We start from the raw sequence: 23,141 nt of genomic DNA, 5'->3' as shown, positions 1-23,141 counted from the left end.
AACAGCAAGGAGACGGTCATGACAAACAATCCTCCCTCTTCGCGTATCCAGCCCGGCGAGTATGGTTTTCCCCTCAAGCTGAAGCCCCGTTATGACAATTTTATCGGCGGCGACTGGGTGGCCCCCGTCGACGGCGAATACTATTCCAACCTGACGCCCGTTACCGGCCAGCCGCTGTGCGAGATTGCCAGCTCCGGCAAGCGGGATATCGATCTGGCGCTGGATGCGGCGCACAAAGCGAAAGATAAATGGGGCCATACCTCCGTTCAGGAGCGCGCGGCCATTTTGTTCAAAATCGCCGACCGGATGGAGCAGAACCTGGAGCTGCTGGCGACGGCGGAAACCTGGGATAACGGCAAGCCGATCCGGGAAACGATGGCGGCAGACGTGCCGCTGGCTATCGACCACTTCCGCTATTTTGCCTCCTGTATTCGCGCGCAGGAGGGAGGAATAAGCGAGGTAGATAGCGACACCGTGGCGTACCACTTCCACGAGCCGCTGGGGGTCGTCGGGCAAATTATTCCGTGGAACTTCCCGCTGCTGATGGCGAGCTGGAAAATGGCGCCCGCGCTGGCCGCCGGGAACTGCATTGTGCTTAAACCGGCGCGTTTAACCCCGCTCTCTGTCCTGCTGCTGATGGAAATTGTTGCCGATCTTCTGCCGCCGGGGGTGATTAACGTGGTGAACGGCGCGGGCGGTGAGATAGGGGAATATCTGGCCACCTCAAAACGGATCGCTAAAGTGGCGTTTACCGGGTCGACGGAAGTGGGCCAGCAGATTATGCAGTACGCCACGCAAAACATTATTCCGGTGACCCTGGAGCTGGGCGGGAAGTCCCCGAACATCTTCTTCGCGGACGTGATGGAGGAAGAGGACGCTTTCTTCGACAAGGCGCTGGAAGGGTTTGCGCTGTTTGCCTTTAACCAGGGCGAAGTCTGCACCTGCCCAAGCCGCGCGCTGGTGCAGGAGTCCATCTACGAGCGCTTTATGGAGCGGGCCATTCGCCGCGTCGAGTCTATCCGCAGTGGTAACCCGCTCGATAACGTTACGCAGATGGGGGCGCAGGTCTCGCATGGCCAGCTGGAGACTATCCTCAACTACATCGATATCGGCAAGAAGGAAGGGGCGGATATCCTGACCGGCGGTCGCCGTAAGGTGCTCGGCGGGGATCTGCAGGAAGGGTATTACCTTGAGCCGACGATCCTGTTCGGGCAGAACAACATGCGCGTCTTCCAGGAGGAGATTTTCGGACCGGTGCTGGCGGTGACTACCTTCAAAACGATGGAGGAGGCGCTGGAGATTGCCAACGACACGCCGTATGGCCTGGGGGCGGGAGTCTGGAGCCGTAACGGCAACCTGGCCTATAAAATGGGCAGAGGCATTCAGGCGGGGCGCGTATGGACCAACTGCTACCACGCCTATCCGGCTCACGCGGCATTTGGCGGGTATAAGCAGTCGGGCATCGGGCGTGAAACGCACAAGATGATGCTGGAGCATTACCAGCAGACGAAATGTCTGCTTGTCAGCTACTCCGATAAACCGCTGGGGCTGTTCTAATCGCCCAGTTCAGGCCGTCCATGGACGGCCTGAGCAATTTGCTGGCGCAGGCAGTTGAGGACACCATCCAGAACATATTGTACGCGCCAGGGCTGATATTCGCGCTTGCGGAAGATGGCGGTCAGATCGAGCCACCACTCTTCCTGATGCGGGAAACAGGGGACCAACGTACCTTGCGTTAATTCCTTCTTCAGGCTTTCTTTCGGCGCGAACACAATGCCAAGATTATTTCTTGCCAACTCCAGGGCCGTCTGGGTATTGTCGCAAATATAGTTTCCGGTTACCCGATAATCATGCACATCATCACTGCCATGCATGCGAAAACGCCAGATGTTGGCGTCATCGACCAGCATGGAGTCGATCAGAATACAGGAGTGATTAATTAAATCTTCAGGTCCGGTTAAAGGATGTTTATTTAAATATTCCTGGGTTGCGAATGCAGTGACGGAATATTTTGTTAATACGCTGGCGACCAGACTTTCATCTTTTGGCTGAGCATAGGTAATTAAAATATCACAGTCATCCGGGAAGGACACACCTTCTGAATATTCGTTGCGGTCCAGGTTGTAGGTTTTCAGGGAAATGCGAATGTCCCCGATGTCCTTTATCTGGTGGATCACGTGGCGCGCGAGATAGGTCACAATGCCCGTTGGGGCGTAAATCGTGACTTTCCCACGCTTTTCATGCTTATAATCGGCAATGAAATTAATAAGTTGCGTGTTTTTGTCCAGCGTGGCGTCAATATAAGGGAGCAACGCCTCACCGAACTGCGTCAGAGCGAGCTGGCGGGTCGTGCGCTCAAAAACCTTAAGCCCAACCCGCGTTTCAAAATCCGAGAGATATTTACTGACGTTGGCTTGCGCCATGCCCAGCAGGGCGGCGGCATCACCAATGCTGTGGGTGGCTGCGATGACGGAGATTATTTTTAACTCGCGTGGCTTTAGCTGTAATTTATTCATCATGCGCACCCATCTATATGGTTTTATATATAATATTATATAAACTGCAGCGTTGCACAGGCAAATTTGTAACCATTATTATTCGCCCCGCTTATTTGGCGTATAAATGGATTACTTCACATGACTATTAAATACAATTTACTGATTGCTGCCACGTTATTTGCAACCTCTTCTGCAATGGCCGGTGACTTTTCACTTGGCGCGGGGGCCGTATTTAATGAGTCTCCTTATAAAGGCTATAACGAAAATACCACTGCGGTGCCGTTAATTAGCTATGAGAGCGATCGTTTCTATGTTCGCCAGACCACGGGCGGATGGATCCTGTGGAAAGACGCAAAAAATGAACTCAGCCTGACCGCATCCTGGATGCCGCTGCATTTTGATCCGGATGATAACGACGACCACCAGATGAAGCAGCTTGATGAGCGTAAAGCCTCTGCGTTCCTCGGCGGTGCGTACTACCGCCACGAAAGCTGGGGTTCTCTGAAAGTGGCGGTCTCAGGCGATGCCACGGATGAAAGCGGCGGCGTGGTGGGCGAGGTATCCTACTTCCGTCCAATCAGGATGGAGCGTTTGACCCTGACGCCTTCTGTCGGTGTTTTTTACAGCGACGAGAGCTATAACGACTACTACTACGGCGTATCCGGCAGCGAGTCACGCCGCTCAGGGCTGGATCAATACACCGCTGGTGACAGCTGGACGCCCTACGTTGGTCTGGTAGCTAAATATCAGTTAACCCAGAAGCTGTACCTCAACGCCAGCGCGGTCTACACCGTATTGCCTGATGACGTGAAGAACAGCCCGATGATCGACCGCGATGATAGCTTCGCGCTAATGACCGGCCTGACCTGGCGCTTCTGATGCGGTAAAGCCGGGCGACGGCGTTGCCTTGCCCGGCCTACGATCTTGCCTGCATTTTTATCTGCAATACAACGTATTCCTTTTTCATTTCTCGATGCTTCTTCCTGTTCCGCCAAAACACGGCTGCACTGATGTTCCTTATGCGCTAATGTGATTCGACCCGATAGTAAAGGTGTGTATCATGTGTATAATCATGGAAGGACTGGGATGTGAAAAGTGCGGATGTCATTACCGTTCTGATCGGCCACGGCTGGAAATGTGTCAGAACGAAAGGAAGCCATCATCAGTTTCGCCATCCCGAACAGAAAGGGCTGGTTACTGTCCCACATCCTAAGAAGGATATTAAACCGGGCACGCTCGCGCAGATATGGCGGCAGGCGGGAATTAAACACTGATATCAGGAGTAGTTATGTTTTATCCGGCTTACATTCATTCTGACACCGACGGTAGCGCCAGCGGCTTTTTTCCTGACGTTCCAGGCTGTTTTTTTGCAGGTGATTCCCTGGACGACGCTTTTCAGGATGCACGTGAGGCGCTCACCGCGCACTTCGAAGAGCTGTTTGAAATGGATGAAGCATTGCCTCTTCCGGGGAATGTCGAAGTGCACCTTGAAAATCACCCTGACGACTTCACGGGCGGGCAATGGTTGCTGGTGGATATTAATATGAAGCAGTTTGACGGCAGAGCCGAGCGTATCAACATCACGATGCCTCGACGTTTGCTGGTACAGATTGATTCCTTTGTCAGCGAGCATCCTCAGTTCGGTAATCGAAGCGCATTTCTGGCTGAGGCAGCACGTCGCGTGCTGCCTGGGTAAAAATTAATTATATAGAGCCGCTGTTGCTTTAAGGATATCTGCAAAGGAATAGATATCATCGACTGTCGATATAGGGTGACGTGTTTCGTTTTTTTCTATGTCGAAAAGTCCGATGTATTTTTGCGTACGATTAAAATGCAATCGGCAAATTGGTTTGCGGTTGTTATCATCAACAAGAATGCCAAAATAGCTTTTGGTATCTCTGTGAGTGATACGTGGTGCCTCTAGTACTGCTCTGGTAATTGCTTTAACAATATGATATCCCTCAAGTTCCTCTAGCGTTGTTATCACATCGCTTTCATCTTTATGGTCATCTTCTTCAATATGCGATGGCTCATTTGATGTTTCGGTAATCGCTGGGGTTATACCCGTAATGGCAGACTTAAGTCGCTCATTAACTTGATCATTTATGTACTGACTTGCAGCCTTTTTAGTTAAATTTAAAAATGAATCTCTGACTTTTTGCGTCAGAATTCCATCATAAACCCTGGATGCAAAAAATTTCACAAAATCATCTTCGGGATTATTAAGCTGAGAGTGAAGGATTTTTTTGATTTGGCTAACATATTTTAACTCACCAGCAGCATTGATAATTGATTCGAGATCAAATGAAGATTTAGTTAGTTTCTTTAATTCAGGTATTATATTTTCGTCAATATCAAGTAGATCGACTTCCAAAAATGGTTTTTCGTCCATTTTGTTTGGTGCGTCAAGGTCAGTGAAAAATTTATAATTTTGACCATTGGTAAGAATTGAAATCCTTGCGTTTGTTACGTGAAAATATCTGAATAACTGCGACGCATGATTTATATTTAATGGTTCGCCAATTTTTTTACATTCAATAAGTATTTGTACGTCATTGTTTTTCATTATGGCGTAATCGATTTTTTCTCCTTTTTTTGTGCCAATATCACAGACAAATTCAGGTGTTACCTCTGAAGGATCAAAAACATCGTAGCCCAGGACATTATGAATGAATGGCATTACAAATGCAGTTTTTGTTCCTTCTTCAGTATTTATTACATCAATTTGTTGTTTTATTTTATTTGATAAGGCATTTAATCTTTCAGTGAATTCCATGGGATATCCTTATTTTTAGCTGTGTGTCTTTATGGAATAACACTAAAATGTGTACTAGACAATGGTATGCTGAGATGATGGACACCAAAAAAAACAATACCGAGGGTTAGATCACATTGTCTTTCGATTGATAATAAATCACAGAGCTCGGCATCACCGAGCTCGATAAAAATATTATATATTATGAAAATTAGTATTACCCTTATTTATGCTTCATCCACCCATATCCGCATTTCCCCTTCTCCCCGGTTAGCCCAGCTAAACCAGGGAATAAAGGTCAACGTACGGGGCTGGCGCACTACCGGCGAGCGGTCGTACTGCCACAGCGCATCCGTTTCCTTCATGTGACACCCAATCCCTTCTGTCTGTATCAGCATCTTATGCGCGAAAATGCCTTTGCCTTCATACACCCGGAACTCGCTATCTCGGGGCAAGGAGAGGTTATGCAGGTTGGCGCCGTTATCAGCTTCTTCCAGGCAGTAAACCAGCGGCCCGCGCTGTAGCGCGACTTTACCCGCCTGCTGGCGCACCTGGGGGTTACCGTACACACGGCGGACCGGCATCGGTAGCGTCAGGGTCAGGGTGTCGCCTTCCTGCCAGCAGCGGGAGAGGTAGAGATATCCGCGTGACACTTCACCGGTAATGGCTTCGCCATTCAGCGAAACGGCAGGCTCCGCGCACCAGTCCGGCAGCCTGAGTGCCAGCGTGTGGGTGACCGGAACCGGCGAAGTGATTTCGATCTTCACCTGCTCCTGCCACGGATAGTTACCGCTAATGCGCAGCTGTAGGGCGTTATCGCCCACCGGAATGGCGACGTCGTTCCCCACGTACAGGTTTATCAGCAGCGCATCCGGGCGAACGGTATAAATGTAGTGCCCCAGCGAGGTCAGCACGCGGGCGATATTCGGCGGGCAGCAGGCGCAGCCGAACCAGCGCTGACGCACCGGCTTCACGTGGTCATAGATATGGTTAAAGGCCAGCGTTTTCGGATGCACTTCCAGTGGATTGACATAAAAGAAATGCTTACCGTCCAGCGCCATCCCGCCCAGCACCGTGTTGTACAGCGCGCGCTCCATCACGTCGGCGTAGTGGCCGTCTGCCTCCATCTCCAGCATCCGGCGGGCGAACATCATCAGGCCGATTGAGGCGCAGCTTTCGGCGTACACCGTATCGTTGGGCAGATCGTAATCGCTGCTGAACGCCTCGCCGCTGCTCTGCGAGCCAATCCCGCCGGTAATGTACAGCTGGCGCTGCGCCATGTTGTTCCACAGCCGCAGACAGTCCCGGCGTTTCCCCTCGTCGTTGCTCAGGCGCGCCAGATGCGCCATGCCCGCCATCAGATAGACGAAACGCACGGCATGGCCGATGGCCGTTTGTTGTTCTGCAAGGGGCAGATGCGCCTGGCTGTAGGCTTTGTCCTTGACCATCCACGCCGGACCATAGGTGTTCCAGTAAGATGTTTTGCCGCGCTTCTCGTATTCGCTATCGTAGAAATGAGGCTGCGCGCCGCGTTCTTCAATAAAGTATTTCACCAGATTGAGATAACGCGGCTCCTGCGTGACGTCGTACAGCCGCATCAGCGCCAGCTCGATTTCCGGGTGACCAGGGTAACCGTGTAGCTGTGTTTCTCCCGGGCCAAACACGCTGTCGATATGGTCCGCCAGCCTGCACACCACGTCCAGCAGGCGACGTTTTCCGGTTCCCTGGAAATACGCCACGCCCGCTTCAATCATATGCCCGGCGCAGTACAGCTCGTGGCATTCGGCCAGATTCGTCCAGCGTTCCTCGGGGGCTTTTACCGTGAAGTAGGTGTTGAGGTAGCCATCTTCACACTGCGCCGCCGCGACCAGCTCAATCACCTCGTCGGCGGTTTTTTCCAGTGCTGCATCCGGCTTCTGGCACAGCGACCACGCCACGGCTTCGAGCCATTTCGCCACGTCGCTGTCCTGAAATACCATCCCGTAAAACTCCCCCTGTTCCAGCCCGGCCGCGATGCGGAAGTTGGCGATGGCGTGGCTGGGTTCGGCCTCCGCCACGCGGTCGTTAAGCGCATCCCACTGGTAAGGGATCACCACGTCACGGACCAGCCGTTGATATTGCCCGAGAAACGGATCGTTGATTTTCAGCTGGTGCAGGTCGGGTTCCATTATGGACATAGCGTTCTCCTCAGGACGGTACGTGACGCTGGCGCAGGTCGGTGGAAATGCGCGACATCACAGGGTTATTAAGCCTGCACCAGCGGATAGCGACCGCCAGCAGCAGGTGGAAAAGGGCAGGCAGCAGCGTCTCCATGGCGGTAATGCCCTGCAGTGAGGCTGGCGTCTGGTTGCCCGCGCCTGGCTGATAGGCCACGGCAATAAACACCAGGCTGATAATCCCGGCGCTTGACGCCCACGCAAGCTTGATGAAAAACAGGTTGAAGGCGAAGTTCATGCCCGACGAACGCACGCCGGTTTTCCACTCGCCGTAGTCATCGGCAAAGGCCATTAGCGAGAAGTGCAGCGGCAGGGTGAAGCCCAGGATCACGCCGTTGCTTAAAATGACGATCAGCCATAGCGTCTGGTGCGCCGGGCCACCCGGCAGAAACCACATGCCCACCGCAAGCGCAGCGAGCACCAGGTTGGTGTAGTAGTAGAGTTTGACGGTATCAATACGGCGCGACAGCGGGCTGACGATCACCGCGCCCAGAATAGCGGCAAAGGTCACCATGGTGAAAAACAGCGAGGTGTACGCCGTGCTGCCCTGAAGCACGTAGGTGATAAAGTACATATATCCACCGCCGCGAATGTTGAAGACGTTGATCAGCAGAAACGACATCAACAACATCAGCAGCAGCTGATCGTTTTTACGCAGGCCCGCCAGGTGCTCGCGCAGGGTGAATTTGCCCATCAGCGCCAGCGGAACGCGTTCGCGAACCCAGAAGAAGCAGCACAAGAACATCACCACGGCGATAGCGCACAGCACGCCAACGCCCAGTTGATAACCCTTCGCGGTATCGCCCTGACCCAGCTCCGCTACCAGCCACGGCAGGCCAACGGAGACCAGAAAGCCCGCCACGCCGCACAGCACAAAGCGCCAGGACTGGCAGGCGATCACCTCGTTGTGGCGGGTGGTCATGGTGTTAATCAGCGCGCAGTAGGGCACGTTGATGGCGGTATAGCCCACGGACAATAGCAAATAGGTGCCGAACGCCCAGGCGATTTTCACGCCCATGCTGGCTTCCGGAACGGTGAAGGTCATTACGCCGATAATGCCTATTGGGACGGCGACCCACAGCTGCCAGGGACGAAATCGGCCCCAGCGGCTCTGCGTGCGGTCAGCAATGACGCCCATCACCGGATCGGAAATGGCGTCAAACACGCGAAGGGCAATAAACAGCGTGCCCACCAGCGCAGGGGTGAGACCAAATACATCGGTATAGAAAAAGGTCAGAAAGTTCATGATCAGGCAGGTAATCACCGTGCCGCCCGCATCGCCCAGGCCGTAGCCCATTTTCTCGCGGACGGACAGCCGGTCATCGACTTTCTGTTTTGCAGCGTCTGCGTCTGTAATCGGTGTGGAAGTCATGAAGTAACTCCTCGGAGATCGAATTTATTATCGTATTTATGCTGGGTACCTCTTTATTCTGCATCGAACGGGAAGGCCAACAAGGGAAGGGAAAAGTATAAAAAGGTGACGATTCCGACCTGATGATAAAAATGTGATTCCGATCGGACAGATATTTTAATATTGATTAATAATCAACGGGTAAGTCGAATATTAACGACAATAAAAGCGGAATGGTGAATATCCATGCTCGAATTATCCATAGAGCTTCCGGTTAAGGTTCAAAATGGCGGGCTATTTATCTCCCGCGGAGTGGGCCGCCACCCTGCGCGAAAATTAACATCGTGGGAGATTATTTTTGTCGAAAAAGGGACTTTAACGATCCAGGAAGAAAATCATGTTTTTGATGTCAATGCGGGAGAGAGTTTGTTGCTCTGGCCGCAGCGTCGGCATGTGGGCGTGGAGGATTTCCCGGCGGACCTGCGCTTTTACTGGCTGCATTTTGAGGTGGAGCCGCAAGATCCAACGTTACCCAACGCTGCTCCTCTGGCAATAGAACAACACTGCCGCGTAAGGGATGCGGAATATGTGATTGCGCTCTTTCGTCAATTTCTCAGCGAGCAGGAGAAATTACGGCGTAGCCTGGCGCTGGAGATGATTTTATTATTGATTTTACAGCAGGTGTCGAACTCTTCAGGATATGAAGACAGCGCAGATCAGGCCGGCGCGGCGATGGCATGGAAGGCAAAACAGCTTATTCGCACGCAGTTTCATTTACCGATATCCACCTCGCAGCTGGCAAAAGCGTTGCACTGTAATGCAGATTATCTCGGGCGCGTCTTTCGCCGGACTTTCCATTTAACCCTGACGGAGGCGATACATCGCCAGCGCGTCAGGGCGGCGGAAAAACTCCTGCTCAACGACGCTGCGTCATTAACCGAGGTCGCAGCGCGCTGCGGCTTTAACGACGTGGGATATTTCCGGCAGATATTCTCGAAGCATACTGGGTTAACCCCCGCCGTCTGGAAACGGCGGTACTGTAAGGAGCATATTAATTCCGGTTGATTACTGCCCGTAATAGGCGTTCGCCCCGTGCTTGCGCAGATAATGCTTGTCCAGCAGCGCCTGCTGCATAGCCGGTAACTGTGGTGCGAGCTGGCGTGAGAACAGGCCCATATAGGCGCACTCTTCCAGCACGACGGCATTGTGGACCGCATCGGCAGCGTCTTTGCCCCAGGCGAACGGGCCGTGGGAGTGAACCAGTACCGCCGGGACCTGCATTGGGCTGAGATCGCGCTCCTCGAAGGTTTTAATGATCACTTCGCCCGTCTGGTATTCGTATTCCCCGGCAATTTCTGCCGTGGTCATCAGCCGCGTGCAGGGGATCGCTCCGTAGAAATAGTCTGCGTGTGTCGTGCCCCAGGCGGGTAAATCCTGTCCCGCCTGCGACCAGATGGTGGCGTGGCGGGAATGGGTATGTACGATGCCGCCAATCTCCGGATAACGGCGATACAGTGCCAGATGGGTTGGTGTGTCAGAGGAGGGTTTTTTACTGCCTTCGACCACCAGGCCGGTGGCAATGTTCACCACCACCATATCCTCCGCCGTCATCACGTCGTACTCCACGCCGGACGGTTTGATGACCATCATGCCGCTTTCGCGATCTATTGCGCTGACGTTGCCCCAGGTAAAGGTCACCAGCTGGTGGGCTGGCAGCGCCAGGTTTGCCGCCAGTACCTCGGTTTTGAGTTGTTCTAACATGTCATGCCTCCTTCCTGCATACGGGCTTCAATCCAGCGGCGTGCCTGGATAATCTCCAGCACCGGCTCTTTGGCTTTTTCGGTCCACATTTCAATCAGAAACGCGCCACGATAGTTCAGCTTATTCAGCGTGTTAAACACGCTGACAAAATCGACGCAGCCATCGCCAAACGGTACATCACGGAACTGTCCGGGGCTTTGCGCGGTAACGGGTTGGGTATCTTTCAGGTGAATAGCCGCAATGCGGTCAATGCCCAGCGTCAGCTCGGCGGTAACATCGTTACCCCACGCGCTCAGGTTGCCAACGTCCGGGTAAACGCTGAACCACGGCGAGGCGAGCATGTTGTCCCACTTTTTCCACTTGCTGATGGAATTCATAAATGCGGTATCCATGATCTCGACCGCCAGCATCACCTGTGCGGCGGCGGCCTGCTCGACGGCCCATGCCAGTCCTTCGGCAAAACGTTGTTGAGTACCTTCATCGTGCTCTTCGTAATAGACGTCATAACCCGCAAGCTGAATGGTGCGAATACCTAAGTCGCGTGCCAGCCTGATGGCTTTGGTCATGATCTCACGGGCGCGCTGGCGCACCGTTTCGTCGCGGCTGCCAAACGGGAAGCGACGGTGGGCAGACAAGCACATAGAAGGGATAGACACCCCGGTTTCCAGCATCGCTTCAACCAGAGAGGCGCGCTGCGTGGTACTCCACTCAAGGCGCGATAAACGCTCGTCGGTTTCATCAACCGACATCTCAACGAAATCGAATCCGCAGCTCTTCGCCAGGACCAGGCGTTCCGGCCAGGAGAGATCTTTCGGCAGCGCTTTTTCATAAATACCTAACGGATGCTGACGCATGGTTACGCTCCCCAGATATCGCGGATTTGCGAATGGAATGCCTGTGCCACCTGCGGCGGATTATCCGCGCCCGCCAGCGCGCGCCCGGCGATAAACGCTTTGACGTTGATTTGCTTAAACAGGGGGAGATCGGCAGGCGTGATGCCGCCGGTAATCGAAAGCTGTAAACCGATATCTGAGAGGGCTTTCACTCTGGCGAGATCCGCCTCGCCCCACTGCTGACCGCTGGCCTGCGCGTCTCTTCCCCGGTGGTATATCGCCTGTTTTACGCCGATACGTTGCCATGCGCGCGCGTCGTCCAGCGTCCAGTTACCAAAGAGCTCTATCTGGATTTCTCCCCCGCAGCGCAGTGCCACCTCGTGGCCTCGCTCAACGGTGGCCAGCGGAGCGGCGCAGATAATGGTCATCCAGTTCGCGCCCGCGCCAAACGCCTGTTCTGCCAGCGTCTCCCCGGCATCGGCCACTTTCCAGTCCGCCACGATAATTTTCTCCGGGCACTGTTTACGCAGCGCGCGGACGGCGCTTAGTCCTTCGGTCAGACATAAAAGGGTACCGGCTTCGACGATATCGACGTGATCCACAAGCAGGGCAACATCGCGTTGCGCGGCCTGAAGTGAGGTGTGATCGAGCGCCAGCTGCAGTAATGGTCGGCTCATAGGTCGTGCTCCTTAACCTGGGCGTGATAGCCCTGTAATGCTGAAATCAGTAACTGATAGCGGTGATATTTGCGTTGATAGGCCGCATGGGCGTTCATGTCGGGTTCAATCACCCGGATGTCATGTTTAAGGGCGCGTTGCGCCGTGTGGAAATCGGGATAGGTGCCTGTACCGACCAGTGCGGCCAGCGCGGCACCGGAACAGCCAGTCTCTTCTACCTGGGGTAATTGAATTGTCAGACCGCTGACGTCCGCAAGCATCTGCATCCACACGTCCGAATGGGCCGGGCCACCCGTGACGCGCAGTGCCTGCACCTCGGTAAAGCGCTCAAGCATGCGGTTAAGATGGGTCATGTGGCTGAATACCACGCCTTCGTAAACCGCCTGCAACAGGTGTGCGCGGGTGTGTAGCGCCTGCATGCCGTAGAAACCGCTGGTCATCTCCAGACCCGCGTTGCTGCCGTAGAGGAAGGGCAGGAAAATCAGATCGCTTCCGGCTTTTGGCAGACCGGCGACGGCATGGTTGATTTCATCGAATGACATATCGCCCCACTGCGCGGTGAGCCACTCAAGATTGCCGGAGGAAGTCGGGCTGGCTTCGTGAACGATGTACTGCTGCGGATGAACGTAGCGGCCATAGACGTAGGGGAACGGCTCGCTGTCGCGGATGCCATGCGCAATCCCGCTGGTGACGGCCCAGGTGCCCATTACGGCATTCAACGTGTGTTCGTCGTGTAGCCCGGCGCAGATCGCGGTGGAAACCACGTCAAACAGTCCACCAACGACGGGCGTACCCGCCGCGAGACCGGTCAGGGCGGCTGCCTGAGCGGTGATTTCCCCGCAAATTTCTGCTGAACCGACAATCGGCGGCAGGGCGCCGTCAATTTCGCTGATACCGAGCCAGCGTGTGAGCTGTGGGTCGTACTGGCCGGTATTCATATTGTAGAGATTGGACTCCGAAATGTTGCTCTCTTCGCAGGCTTTGGTGCCGGTGAGGCACCAGCGAAGATAATCGTGCGCCATCATCACGCAGCCAATTTTCTCGAAGCGCTGAGGCTCATTCTCTTTTACCCAGCGCAGAAGCGAGGCCGGATGCCCGGTCCACAGCGTCTGGCGCGTATGCGGATAGAGTTTTTCTGGAATGCCGTCCTGCTGCCAGCGTTGCACAATCTCCAGCGCCCGGCGGTCAGAAGAGAGCATGGCGTTGCCCAGGGGCCGATCCTGTTTATCGAGTAGAAACAGTCCTTTGCCCTGAGCAGAAATGCCGACGCCTTTGATCTGCTCTCCGTCTACGCCTGAACGTTTGAGCAGCGTGGCGACGGTAGCGTGGCAGTGCTGCCAGAGCTGGTGCATATCCCGCTCCGCATAGCCTGCGCGTGGGCTGAGCGTGGCAACCGAGCGACGTTCGATACACACTTCCTTTCCCTGGCGGTTGTATAACCCGGCTTTCAGATAAGTACCGCCACAATCGATACCCAGCCAGAAGGGCTCTTTTTCACTCATCTTCATCTCACTTATTCGCCGGGTGGCGCTTCGCTTACCCGGCCTACGGTTCGGTTTAGTGGGTTGGGTGAGGGCATCAGGCCGCACGTTTATGCGGATTCACCGTGGGATTGGGTTCTGCTCCGGCATCACATTTCGCTGGTAACAGCAGGGCCAGCAGCGCAGCCAGTGCCAGAGAAATCGCCAGGCAGTAAACTCCCGCGTCTTTGCTGTACAGCGTTATCAGTACGCCTACCGCATAAGGGCCGCAGAATCCGCCGAGGTTACCAAGCGCATTGATCACACCGCGCGCACCGCCTGCCATCTCGGCGCTAAACAGACGTGCAGGAATCGTCCAGAACACCCCAGCGGCGGACTGCAGGAAGAATCCGCAGCCGACCAACGCGGCATAGGCCAGCCAGGTGTTTGCCTTCAGCGCCACGGAGAGGAACATGCAAAGTGCGAAGCCAATCAGCGGCAGGGAGACAAACAGCTTGCGCTTGCCGGTGCGGTCAGAAAGCGTAGAGAACAGGAACATCCCCGCAATGGCACCGATGTAAGGCAGAATGGCGAGCACCCCAACCTGGCCGATGCTGGTGTGCGTCAACTCTTTCAGGATGGTGGGCAGCCAAAGGGTATAACCGTAAATCCCGGTCTGGTAGAAGAAGTTCAGGGCGATTAATTGCCACATGGTTTTATCGGAAAGCACGGCGCTCAATGAGGCATTTTTCACCTCTTTTCCGGCGATGGCCTGCTGTTCAGCGGCCAGCGTTTGCACCAGATAGTTTTTCTCGGCCTCTGAGATCCAGCGTGCTTCCTGCGGACGGTCGTAAACGGTGAACGCCCACAGCACCAGCACCACTATGGACATCAAACCTTCAATGATAAAAAGCCAGCGCCAGTCGAGCGCGGTGATAATCCAGCCGGAAAGTGGCGCGGTGATGATCCCGGCAATCGGCACGAACATGATCACAATCGCGTTGGCGCGGCCACGTTCGGCATCCGGGAACCAGTTGCTTATCATCGTTAACACAACGGGCAGCATCCCGCCTTCCGCCACGCCGAGTAAGAAGCGCAGCACCAGCAACTGATACTGGTTAGTGACAATACCGGTCAGGACTGAGATGACTGCCCAGGCGACCAGGGACCAACCGATAAACTTCTTGCCGCTACCATGAACAGCAATCTTGCCGCCCGGAACCTGCAGGAACAGATAGCCGATAAAGAAGATCCCGCCTGCCAGGCCTGCCATGGTGGCGGAAATACCCAGTTCTTCATCCATACCTCCGGGCATCGCAAAGGCGATATTTACGCGGTCCATGTAAGAAATAATGCAGGCGATAAGAATAGGTGGAATGATTCTTAGCCAGCGCTGGCGCGGAATATCCGCATGTAGAGCATTCGTTGAAATATTCATAGTTAATGTCTCTGTGAATGTAATCGGAATATGTTTTTATTTTTATTGTGTCGCTTTATTCATAGCGCTAATGCCGTCACGCAAAATGGCGATGCGATGGCTGACATCAGCATTAGCATTTATTTCCAGTAATTTAATACCGGAGAATTTCAATGTTGCGGCGCTCGCCGCAGTAAAGAGTGATGTAGCCTGTTCAGTCGTCATTAAACTGTCGGCACAGAACGAAGAAAACGGCGCGTGCAGATCCTGCCAGTCGCCATATTCGCCGCGTGTGGTGGTGCCAGAGAACATCAGCGCGCCCAATTTTCCGGCTTTACATGCGGCCTGAACGTGTTCAAGCGGAACGGTGGAATTACGGCCTTCAATGGCCGACCGTGCCCAGTTGATGCAGACGCTGATGTCGGTTCCGTTTACCACCTCCAGCACCTGTTCTAAGGGTAAAAACCCTTTACGCGGTGCAGGTCCGGTCATGGCATCGCAGTGTTCCAGCACCAGATCGCAGGACCAGTTCCAGCTCACAATTTCGCGGATTGAGTGGGAGAATGCCTCGGTGGCCTGTTCGACGGATGCATTCCCGGCCTGCGGCGCCGCCTGCATCTCCAGGGCTATGACTTTTCCCGGAAAACGCACATTTACAGCGTCAATTTTCTGGTGCAGATGCCGGTAAAATTCAACGCATGCTTTACGTTGTTCTTCGTCTGCTGATGCCAGACCAAATGCGCCGTTCGTGCCACGACGGCGCATGGTTTCCATCACCGCCGTGACCACGATTTGCCACTCGTCCGGCGTATGACGGAACAGCCACTCGTCACCGAAAGGATGAAGGTTTTCCAGGCAAGGTTGTTCCAGCCCGCGTATGTACGGTGTGTCGGAAAGTTCCCGCCAGAAGGATTGTTCTTCTTGTTCCCCTTTCTGGTGAAACGAGGGTGCGCAGGGGTACGCACCAATAATAAAACCGGTGTTGGCCATTTCGCGTTCCTGTATTCGTCAGAAAATTACAATAATTCGCTGATTGCCACTTTCACCACAATTTTACGAATTACCGTTTCCTTGTTTTTAATACAGGCAGGACGATGAACATCCTGCGGGAAAAATATGGCATAACTGCCAGGTGCCATTTCTATAAACGACTCATTTTCGCTGTCGTGATAAAAAATAATATCTCGCTGTTCCAGTAATGATTCGCTTATTTTGTTATTGCCGGTATCAATAGCGATACCGATTTTCTCTTCACCCCAGGCCAGAAACTGAATATCCAGATAGCGGCGGTGCACTTCAGGACGGTTTTCGTGTTGATCCTTTGTGGTGAGGTCGAGCACCTGAGCAAAAATAGTGCGGCCTTCAATTTCCACCACGCCTGGCTCCAGGGTGGTGAAATCCGTGGTGCGCAGAAAATGAAGCGCTTTTTCAATCGCCAGCGGCAGGCGACACGGATTGGGCTGCGAAATATGTCCGAATATCATCATCCCCTCCTTACAGAGACTGGATTTTCGCCCATACGCTGTCGTCAATGGTTATGCCGTTGCGACGGTTCTCTTCCTGCAGACGCGTGAATTCATGTCCCGGCAAACGAACGGCAACATTCTCATCAGCGCGTTCGGCGGTAGTGATGAAGTCCATGATGCGTTGCAGTTTGGCATCGCGGGTTGGCCCGTCGATCAGGCGATCCACTTCAATAGCGATAAAGATCTGCGATACGCCATATTCGTCGCTGTTGTCCTGGGTCACTTCTGCGACGGAAGAGCCGTTAGAGAGCAGGGTAGCGATCATGTCGAGCACGATGGATAAGCCTGAACCTTTCCAGTAGCCCATCGGCAGAATACGGCGGTTTTTCTCAATCACGCCAGGCTCCCGGGTGAGATTGCCCTCGTCATCAAAGCCGCCATCTACAGGCAACTCGCGCCCGGCCAGGCGGTTCACTTCCAGCATGCCGTAGGAGAACATCGACATCGACATGTCGACCATGGTGATGGGATTCGACGGGATAGCGACGATCAGCGGGTTTGTGCCGATGCAGCATTCTTTTGATCCCCACGCAGGCATTACTGCAATGGAGTTGGTCCAGCAAATTCCAATGTAACCTTTCTCAGCCGCCTGCCAGCCGTAACTGCCGCCGCGCATCCAGTGGTTGGCGTTACGCAGCGCCACCAGGCCGATACCGTGGTCGGATGCCAGTTCGGTGGCGCGATCCATCATCTTTTTCGCCGTCAGGTTGCCGATGGAGCGTCGGGCATCCCACTGTTCGATGGCACCCAATGAGGTCACCCGTTGTGGCTGGGCATCAGGGATGATGTCACCCGCATCCAGTTGCTGAATAAAACGCGGGAAGCGGTTTACGCCATGCGAGTAGACACCGGACTCGGTGGTGCGGGCAAACATCTCTGCGCAGGCATCGGCAGTCTCCACTTTTATGCCGCGATCGAGCAGAACCCGATTGAACGCCGCTTTCAACTCTTCGAAGGTCACTTTCATCCCTGTTCTCCTGTTTTTTAGGGGCAAGTGCGAACGCTTTTTTATCGTTAAATTTCACTATGCGAAATCTGATTTCAAATATAGCGATCAATTTTTATCAGATCAACGACATTCACGTTTTTCAAAAATCATTAAAATCAACTGGTTGCGTTTTTTCTGTTGAGATCGTGAACTAAACCACACTTTGCGCTACCATCAGGAGCGCGATAAAAAGGAGCGATTTGATGAGCATGAAAGAGAGCGAAATAACGCAGGAAAAAGAGAGGCCAGCGGGCAGCCAGAGCCTGTTTCGCGGCCTGATGCTGATTGAGATCCTCAGCAACTACCCGAACGGGTGTCCGCTTGCGCATTTATCGGAACTGGCAGGTTTGAATAAGAGCACCGTCCACCGGTTACTCCAGGGACTGCAGTCGTGCGGGTACGTTACCCCGGCGCCAGCGGCGGGCAGCTATCGTTTGACCACTAAATTCATTGCTGTCGGGCAAAAGGCGCTGTCATCGCTCAACATTATTCACGTGGCGGCCCCGCATCTTGAGGCGCTGAACATTGCCACTGGCGAAACGGTGAACTTTTCCAGTCGGGAAGATGACCACGCGATCCTAATTTATAAGCTCGAGCCGACAACCGGCATGCTGCGTACGCGTGCTTACATCGGCCAGCATATGCCGCTCTATTGCTCTGCAATGGGCAAGATCTATATGGCCTTTGGTCATCAGGATTACGTGGCCAGCTACTGGCAAAGCCATCAGGAACAGATTCAACCGCTGACGCGCAATACCATCACTGAACTGAGTGCTATGTACGATGAGCTGGCGGAAATTCGCGATCGCAGCATGGCAATGGATAAAGAAGAGAACGAGCTGGGTGTCTCCTGTATCGCCGTGCCGGTGTTTGATATTCATGGTCGCGTGCCGTATGCGATCTCCATTTCGCTGTCGACGTCCCGCATGAAGCAGGTTGGCGAGAAAAACCTGCTCAAGCCTCTGCGCGAAACGGCAGAGGCGATATCAAAAGAGCTGGGTTTTAACGTGCGTGAGGGGTAGCGTGTTACTGGCTGCCTTCGTGCCACGCTTTTTCAATTTCTTCGGCGAGAATTTTGATGCCCGCTTCGATTTTTGCCGGATCGGGCACGTAGTTCATGCGCATGCACTGGTGGGTGTGCGGCCATGGCTTATCCAGACCCGGGAAGAAGTAATCGCCCGGCACCATCAGCACGCCACGCTTTTTCAGTCGCTGATAAAGCAGTTCTGTAGTGATCGGCAAATCCTTAAACCACAGCCACAGGAAAATCGCGCCTTCAGGTTTGTGGATCAGGCAGCGTTCTTCCGGTAAGTAGCGGCGAAGCGTCGCAATCGTCTCCTGAACGCGCTGGTAATAGAACGGTTTGATGACTTCATTAGACAGACGCAGCAGGTCGTTGCGTTTGATCATTTCGCACATCATCGCCGGGCCGATACCGCCTGGTGAAAGGCTGATAATGCCGTTCATATTGGTAATGGCGGTGATGATTTTCTCGTTGGCGATGATGATACCGCAGCGGCTGCCCGGCAGACCCAGCTTGGAGAGGCTCATGCACAGGACAATGTTCGGGTTCCACAGCGGACGTGCTTCGCTGAAGATAATGCCCGGGAACGGCACGCCGTAGGCATTGTCGATCACCAGCGGGATGCCGTGCTGGTTCGCCAGGACATCCAGCTTCATCAGTTCGTCGTCGGTAATCACGTTGCCCGTTGGGTTCGTCGGGCGCGATACGCAGATCATCCCCGTCTCTTCACCAATATGCAGGTGTTCAAAATCGACGTGATATTTGAACTGGCCTTCCGGCAGCAGCTCGATGTTCGGGCGCGCGGAGACGAACAGATCCTCTTCCAGGCCGGAATCAGCATAGCCGATATACTCCGGTGCCAGCGGGAACAGCACCTTTTTGGTGGTGCCGTCGGCACGACGCCCTGCGAAGAGGTTAAACAAGTAGAAAAACGCGCTCTGGCTGCCGTTTGTTAGTGCAATATTCTGTGGTTCGATATCCCAGCCCAGCTCTTCACGCAGCATTTTGGCAAGGAGAGTCAGTAGCTCGGTTTTACCCTGCGGACCGTCGTAATTGCAGAGCGCATCGGTCGCTTTGCCGTTTTCCAGCATCTGCGCGAGCAGCGTCTGGAAATAGGTTGTCATCTCCGGAATTTGCGCCGGGTTTCCGCCGCCGAGCATGATGGCGCCCGGTGTGCGCAGCCCGTCGTTGAGGTCCTCCATCAGGCGAGTAATGCCTGAATGGCGGGTGAATTTGTCGCCAAAAAGTGAAAACGTCATAGCAGGTGTTCTATCGAGCTTATTTTGAAAGTGGGTAACCATAACGCTAGCACTGTGCTGGTGCAAATCGGGAGATGTGGTCGGATTTGTTGTTTTGTATGGCCGAGAGGGATTTTTGTAGTGAATAGTTCTGGTGGGTTTCACCCCTCACCCCCGGCTCACTCCCCATGTGGGGAGAGGGCCAGGGTGAGGGGGGATAATTATTGATTACCCGCCCATACCACCATCACCTTATCGCCCTTGTGCTCGCGCACGAAGCCGTACGCCTCTTTCAGCGAAAGCGTGGTTTGCTTGCCTTCACCGATCGCCGGATGGCGGGCGCGGAACTGGCCCAGCGTTTGCCAGTGGGCGACGGTTAAGGCCTGCTTGCCCGTCACGTCCTGCCAGTTCATATCCGAGCGTGTACCCTGCAGCGGGTCAGACCCCGTCGGGCCAAACGGACGCTCGGATTCATCACCGTAATAGATTTGTACGCTGCCCGGTGCCAGCAGGAGCAGCTCCGCAGCGCGCTGGCCTCCTTCGCGGAACAGGCGTGTATCATGGGAGGAGAGATAGCTCAGCACGTTGAAGCTTTGCAGCTTTTCCGCCATTTGCTGCCAGGTGAGATCCATATCGGCCAGGCAATTCACCGCTTTTGCCGCCTGCTCCTGATAATCAAAGTTGATCATTGCGTCGAAACCGTGGCGGTAATAGTCGCTTTGCATCACTCCGTGGCCCCAGGACTCGCCGGTCATCCAGAACGGTGCGTTATCGAGCTTTTTGTCCGGGTTGGCCCCTTTCCACGCGGCCAGCGCCTGACTAGCCTGGTCCTTTAACTGCTGCCAGGCCGCAAGCTCGACGTGCTTCGCGGTATCCACCCGGAAACCGTCAATGCCGTAGTCGCGCACCCACTGGCTGAGCCAGTGGGTGAGATAGTCGCGCGGGGTATATCCCGGGATGGCTTTCGCGTGGGTATCGGGCTTGTGCTGATAAAAGTTGGGTAATCCGGAAGGGGCGGTGGATTCCGTTTTCAGATCAGGTAGGAACGCCAGCGACATGGTTAAATCGTCGAAGCCGGGGTTGTCGTAATCACCAATGTCGGTGCGGATCCATTTCTTGCCCCACCATTTTTCCCATGCGGCTTTGTCGCTAAAGTTGATGTAATCGTTGAAGCTATGCCAGCTTTGGCCCGCGCCCGGCTTCCAGTCCGTCCAGCGGTCGCCCAGGGTCTTTTTCAGCTCATCACCCTGCAGATACAGCGCGCCAAACTGGTACTCCTGCATGTCCGCAAGCGTCGCGTAGCCCGCGTGGTTCATGACGATATCGAACAGGATGCGAATGCCGCGCCTGTGCGCTTCATCAACAAGATGGCGCAGATCATCCTCGGTGCCCATGTTGGCATCGAGCTTCGTCCAGTCCTGGGTGTAGTAGCCGTGATAGGCGTAATGTGGGAAGTCCCCTTTGGTGCCACCGCCTACCCAGCCGTGGATCTGCTCAAGCGGGGAACTTATCCAGAGCGCGTTCACCCCCAGCTGCTGTAAATAGTCGAGCCTGCTGGCGAGCCCTTTGAGATCGCCACCGTGGAAGGTGCCAATCTCCTGCATGCTGTCTTTGTGACGACCGTAGCTGTTGTCGTTGCCCGGGTCGCCATTCACAAAGCGGTCGGTTAGCACAAAATAGACGGTGGCGTTCTGCCAGCTAAATGGCGCTGGTTTGTCGGTTTCGGCGCGCTCAAGCAGCAGCAGGCCACCACTGCTGGCGGCTGGCTGCAGGGTTATGTTTCCGTTCTGCACCGTCGCGGTCTGTTTGCTGTAGAAATCACGCACCACGGTGCCTTCCGGGAAGGTATGGCTGACGTCCAGCGTCAGCGGTTTACCGTCCCACTTCGGGCACTGGCGGATAACGCTTGCAACCGGCTGTTCTGCGGTGCTCTGAATTGTCAGCAACAGCGTGGGCGTGCCGGATCGGGTATCAATCCGCATCTGGTATTCACCGTCGCGGAAAAGGCGCCACTGCGGCGGAGACCCGTCGCAGGGCTTGAGCGACAGCATCTCATTGAGTTTTATCGCCTCCGAAGGCTGCCAGCACGTCTTGTCAAAACCCAGCGTCAGAGGACGCGTACCCTTCGTAAGCTTTGCCTGGCTGGTGAAAACACCGGTGCCTTCGGCGCGAAATGTGTTAAACCCCGGCGATGACCAGTCGGCATGTGCCAGAGCGGGTAACATCAGAAAAGCTAATGCGGTGCGTTTCATTCCATTTTCCTGTCGCGGCATTTTTGACCAGTGTGCCATCAGGTTGTGGTTAAAAACTCATCCCCCATCGCTTTCTACCAGGAGGATGCGTGAGGATGAGTGATCTCGCGCAAAATTAGGGGGTTATCTGCGATAGCGCACACAATTTTCATGGAATGATGTTTTTATGAGCAAGTTTCAGGTGACATAGTTTCGGATTTGGACTATTTCTATACGTGCTCTTGAAGTCTATTTTTGATATGATTTGAGATTCCGCTCTCAAATTTGTGAAAAAAATAAGGTGTTGGGATGATTACATCCGACCAGGAGACCTAATGATATCGACTCCCATTCGACGATATGGGGCCGCGATACTCATGTTACTCACCACGACATTTTCGGGTGGGGTGCTTGCGAAGACGCACACGGATACAACGAGTAAGAAAGCCCACGTAATAAAGACGACAAGTAGTAAGGTTAGCAGTAAACAAGAGTATTCTCGCAATAGTGCAAAGAGTAGTTCACTTCCTGATTTGCGAAAATACCCTTCCGGAACACCAAGAAAAAAAGCGTTTCTCCGGACGGTAATGCCTTACATAACAAGTCAAAATGCCGCGATTACGGCGGATCGTAACTGGTTAATTTCAAAACAGTACGATAGCCGCTGGTCGCCGTCTGAACGCGCGCGTCTGAAAGACATCACGAAGCGCTACAAACTGAGCTGGAACGGTAACACGCGTCGCGTACCGTGGAATGCTCTCCTTGAGCGTGTGGACATTATCCCAGGCAGCATGGTAGCGACCATGGCAGCAGCCGAAAGCGGCTGGGGAACGTCTAAGCTGGCGCGTAATAACAACAACCTGTTCGGCATGAAATGTGCGAAAGGGCGTTGTAATAATGCGCCCGGCAAAGTGAAGGGCTATTCTCAGTTTGAATCAGTAAAAGATTCCGTGAATGCTTACGCGGTGAATCTTAATACGCACCCGGCCTACTCATCGTTCCGTAAATCACGCGCTCAGTTGCGTAAAGCGGATCAGGAAGTAACGGCCAGCGCAATGATTCACAAGCTAAAAGGGTATTCGACGAAGGGAAATAGCTATAACAACTATCTGTTCGCTATGTACCAGGATAACCAGCGCTTAATTGCCGCCCATATGTAATCTCAA

Annotated in this window: 21 protein-coding genes; 7 read left to right on the top strand and 14 right to left on the bottom strand. The window is 54.0% G+C overall.

Annotation, left to right across the window (positions count from 1 at the left end):
• The first annotated feature begins 18 nt into the window (after nucleotides 1–18).
• The gene (gene aldB, locus IM299_RS18785; RefSeq protein WP_041911639.1) at nucleotides 19–1,557 is read left to right on the top strand and encodes an aldehyde dehydrogenase AldB; all 1,539 of its coding nucleotides are present in this window, start codon (nucleotides 19–21) and stop codon (nucleotides 1,555–1,557) included.
• On the opposite strand, the gene IM299_RS18780 is transcribed toward aldB, so the two are convergent.
• Entirely contained in the window at nucleotides 1,554–2,519 is a 966-nt protein-coding gene (locus tag IM299_RS18780; RefSeq protein ID WP_193357936.1) for a LysR family transcriptional regulator, read from the bottom strand. The two genes, aldB and IM299_RS18780, sit on opposite strands and share 4 nt — an antisense overlap.
• A gap of 117 nt (nucleotides 2,520–2,636) precedes the next feature.
• Between IM299_RS18780 and IM299_RS18775 the strand changes: the two genes are divergently transcribed.
• The 3 genes from IM299_RS18775 (at nucleotide 2,637) to IM299_RS18765 (ending at nucleotide 4,194) form a co-directional block, all read left to right on the top strand.
• Nucleotides 2,637–3,377, top strand: coding sequence for a MipA/OmpV family protein (locus IM299_RS18775; protein WP_060572006.1), 741 nt, complete (start codon nucleotides 2,637–2,639; stop codon nucleotides 3,375–3,377).
• 209 nt (nucleotides 3,378–3,586) lie between these two features.
• A complete protein-coding gene (locus IM299_RS18770; protein ID WP_041911637.1) occupies nucleotides 3,587–3,772 on the top strand; it encodes a type II toxin-antitoxin system HicA family toxin in 186 nt (61 codons plus the stop codon).
• A gap of 14 nt (nucleotides 3,773–3,786) precedes the next feature.
• Nucleotides 3,787–4,194: a type II toxin-antitoxin system HicB family antitoxin gene (locus tag IM299_RS18765; protein ID WP_193357935.1), complete on the top strand. Its 408-nt coding sequence runs from the start codon at nucleotides 3,787–3,789 to the stop codon at nucleotides 4,192–4,194.
• A gap of 3 nt (nucleotides 4,195–4,197) precedes the next feature.
• Here IM299_RS18765 and IM299_RS18760 read toward each other — a convergent pair whose 3' ends face one another.
• The 3 genes from IM299_RS18760 to IM299_RS18750 form a co-directional block, all read right to left on the bottom strand.
• A complete protein-coding gene (locus tag IM299_RS18760) occupies nucleotides 4,198–5,274 on the bottom strand; it encodes a type I restriction endonuclease (RefSeq protein ID WP_060572008.1) in 1,077 nt (358 codons plus the stop codon).
• Between the two features lie 206 nt (nucleotides 5,275–5,480).
• Nucleotides 5,481–7,430 (bottom strand): glycoside hydrolase family 127 protein, encoded by a 1,950-nt coding sequence (locus tag IM299_RS18755; protein ID WP_193357934.1) that lies wholly within the window; start codon nucleotides 7,428–7,430, stop codon nucleotides 5,481–5,483.
• Nucleotides 7,431–7,440: 10 nt separating this feature from the next.
• Nucleotides 7,441–8,841, bottom strand: a complete 1,401-nt coding sequence (locus IM299_RS18750) for an MFS transporter (RefSeq protein ID WP_049137183.1) — start codon at nucleotides 8,839–8,841, stop codon at nucleotides 7,441–7,443.
• 225 nt (nucleotides 8,842–9,066) lie between these two features.
• On the opposite strand from IM299_RS18750, the gene IM299_RS18745 reads away from it, so the two are divergent.
• Nucleotides 9,067–9,885 carry an AraC family transcriptional regulator gene (locus IM299_RS18745; protein WP_193357933.1) on the top strand — a complete coding sequence of 273 codons (819 nt, stop codon included), beginning with the start codon at nucleotides 9,067–9,069 and terminating at the stop codon, nucleotides 9,883–9,885.
• Here IM299_RS18745 and araD read toward each other — a convergent pair whose 3' ends face one another.
• From araD to yiaK, 8 genes are all read right to left on the bottom strand, one after another.
• Complete coding sequence (gene araD / locus IM299_RS18740) at nucleotides 9,886–10,581, bottom strand: L-ribulose-5-phosphate 4-epimerase (RefSeq protein ID WP_041911632.1); 696 nt, start codon at nucleotides 10,579–10,581, stop codon at nucleotides 9,886–9,888. It lies immediately after the preceding gene.
• Entirely contained in the window at nucleotides 10,575–11,435 is an 861-nt protein-coding gene (locus IM299_RS18735; RefSeq protein WP_193357932.1) for an L-ribulose-5-phosphate 3-epimerase, read from the bottom strand. The genes araD and IM299_RS18735 overlap by 7 nt, the downstream gene beginning before the upstream one ends.
• A gap of 2 nt (nucleotides 11,436–11,437) precedes the next feature.
• A complete protein-coding gene (gene ulaD / locus IM299_RS18730) occupies nucleotides 11,438–12,091 on the bottom strand; it encodes a 3-keto-L-gulonate-6-phosphate decarboxylase UlaD (protein ID WP_193357931.1) in 654 nt (217 codons plus the stop codon).
• A complete protein-coding gene (locus IM299_RS18725) occupies nucleotides 12,088–13,593 on the bottom strand; it encodes an FGGY-family carbohydrate kinase (RefSeq protein ID WP_193357930.1) in 1,506 nt (501 codons plus the stop codon). Before IM299_RS18725 ends, ulaD begins: the two co-directional genes overlap by 4 nt.
• Nucleotides 13,594–13,669: 76 nt before the next feature.
• On the bottom strand, nucleotides 13,670–14,989 hold the full coding sequence (locus IM299_RS18720) for an MFS transporter (protein WP_041911629.1): 1,320 nt from the start codon (nucleotides 14,987–14,989) through the stop codon (nucleotides 13,670–13,672).
• A 42-nt stretch (nucleotides 14,990–15,031) separates the two neighbouring features.
• Nucleotides 15,032–15,958, bottom strand: coding sequence for a DUF4862 family protein (locus tag IM299_RS18715; RefSeq protein WP_193357929.1), 927 nt, complete (start codon nucleotides 15,956–15,958; stop codon nucleotides 15,032–15,034).
• A gap of 26 nt (nucleotides 15,959–15,984) precedes the next feature.
• Nucleotides 15,985–16,452 carry a YhcH/YjgK/YiaL family protein gene (locus tag IM299_RS18710; protein WP_193357948.1) on the bottom strand — a complete coding sequence of 156 codons (468 nt, stop codon included), beginning with the start codon at nucleotides 16,450–16,452 and terminating at the stop codon, nucleotides 15,985–15,987.
• Nucleotides 16,453–16,462: 10 nt separating this feature from the next.
• Nucleotides 16,463–17,461 carry a 3-dehydro-L-gulonate 2-dehydrogenase gene (gene yiaK, locus IM299_RS18705; RefSeq protein WP_041911626.1) on the bottom strand — a complete coding sequence of 333 codons (999 nt, stop codon included), beginning with the start codon at nucleotides 17,459–17,461 and terminating at the stop codon, nucleotides 16,463–16,465.
• A 224-nt stretch (nucleotides 17,462–17,685) separates the two neighbouring features.
• Between yiaK and yiaJ the strand changes: the two genes are divergently transcribed.
• Nucleotides 17,686–18,504, top strand: a complete 819-nt coding sequence (gene yiaJ / locus IM299_RS18700; protein ID WP_041911625.1) for an IclR family transcriptional regulator YiaJ — start codon at nucleotides 17,686–17,688, stop codon at nucleotides 18,502–18,504.
• Nucleotides 18,505–18,508: 4 nt separating this feature from the next.
• On the opposite strand, the gene avtA is transcribed toward yiaJ, so the two are convergent.
• Nucleotides 18,509–19,765 carry a valine--pyruvate transaminase gene (gene avtA, locus IM299_RS18695; protein WP_048958461.1) on the bottom strand — a complete coding sequence of 419 codons (1,257 nt, stop codon included), beginning with the start codon at nucleotides 19,763–19,765 and terminating at the stop codon, nucleotides 18,509–18,511.
• 200 nt (nucleotides 19,766–19,965) lie between these two features.
• Nucleotides 19,966–21,996, bottom strand: coding sequence for an alpha-amylase (locus tag IM299_RS18690; protein WP_193357928.1), 2,031 nt, complete (start codon nucleotides 21,994–21,996; stop codon nucleotides 19,966–19,968).
• A 314-nt stretch (nucleotides 21,997–22,310) separates the two neighbouring features.
• Here IM299_RS18690 and IM299_RS18685 point away from each other — a divergent pair, with 314 nt between their 5' ends.
• On the top strand, nucleotides 22,311–23,135 hold the full coding sequence (locus tag IM299_RS18685; protein ID WP_045630274.1) for a protein bax: 825 nt from the start codon (nucleotides 22,311–22,313) through the stop codon (nucleotides 23,133–23,135).
• The last annotated feature ends 6 nt before the right edge of the window (nucleotides 23,136–23,141 follow it).

It is taken from the genome of Enterobacter cloacae complex sp. P47BA (genome assembly GCF_014930485.1).
In the GTDB taxonomy this organism is placed as follows: Bacteria; Pseudomonadota; Gammaproteobacteria; order Enterobacterales; family Enterobacteriaceae; genus Enterobacter; species Enterobacter bugandensis.
The sequence above is the reverse complement of the archived record's forward strand: the minus strand, read 5'-3'. Positions and strand labels throughout refer to the sequence as shown.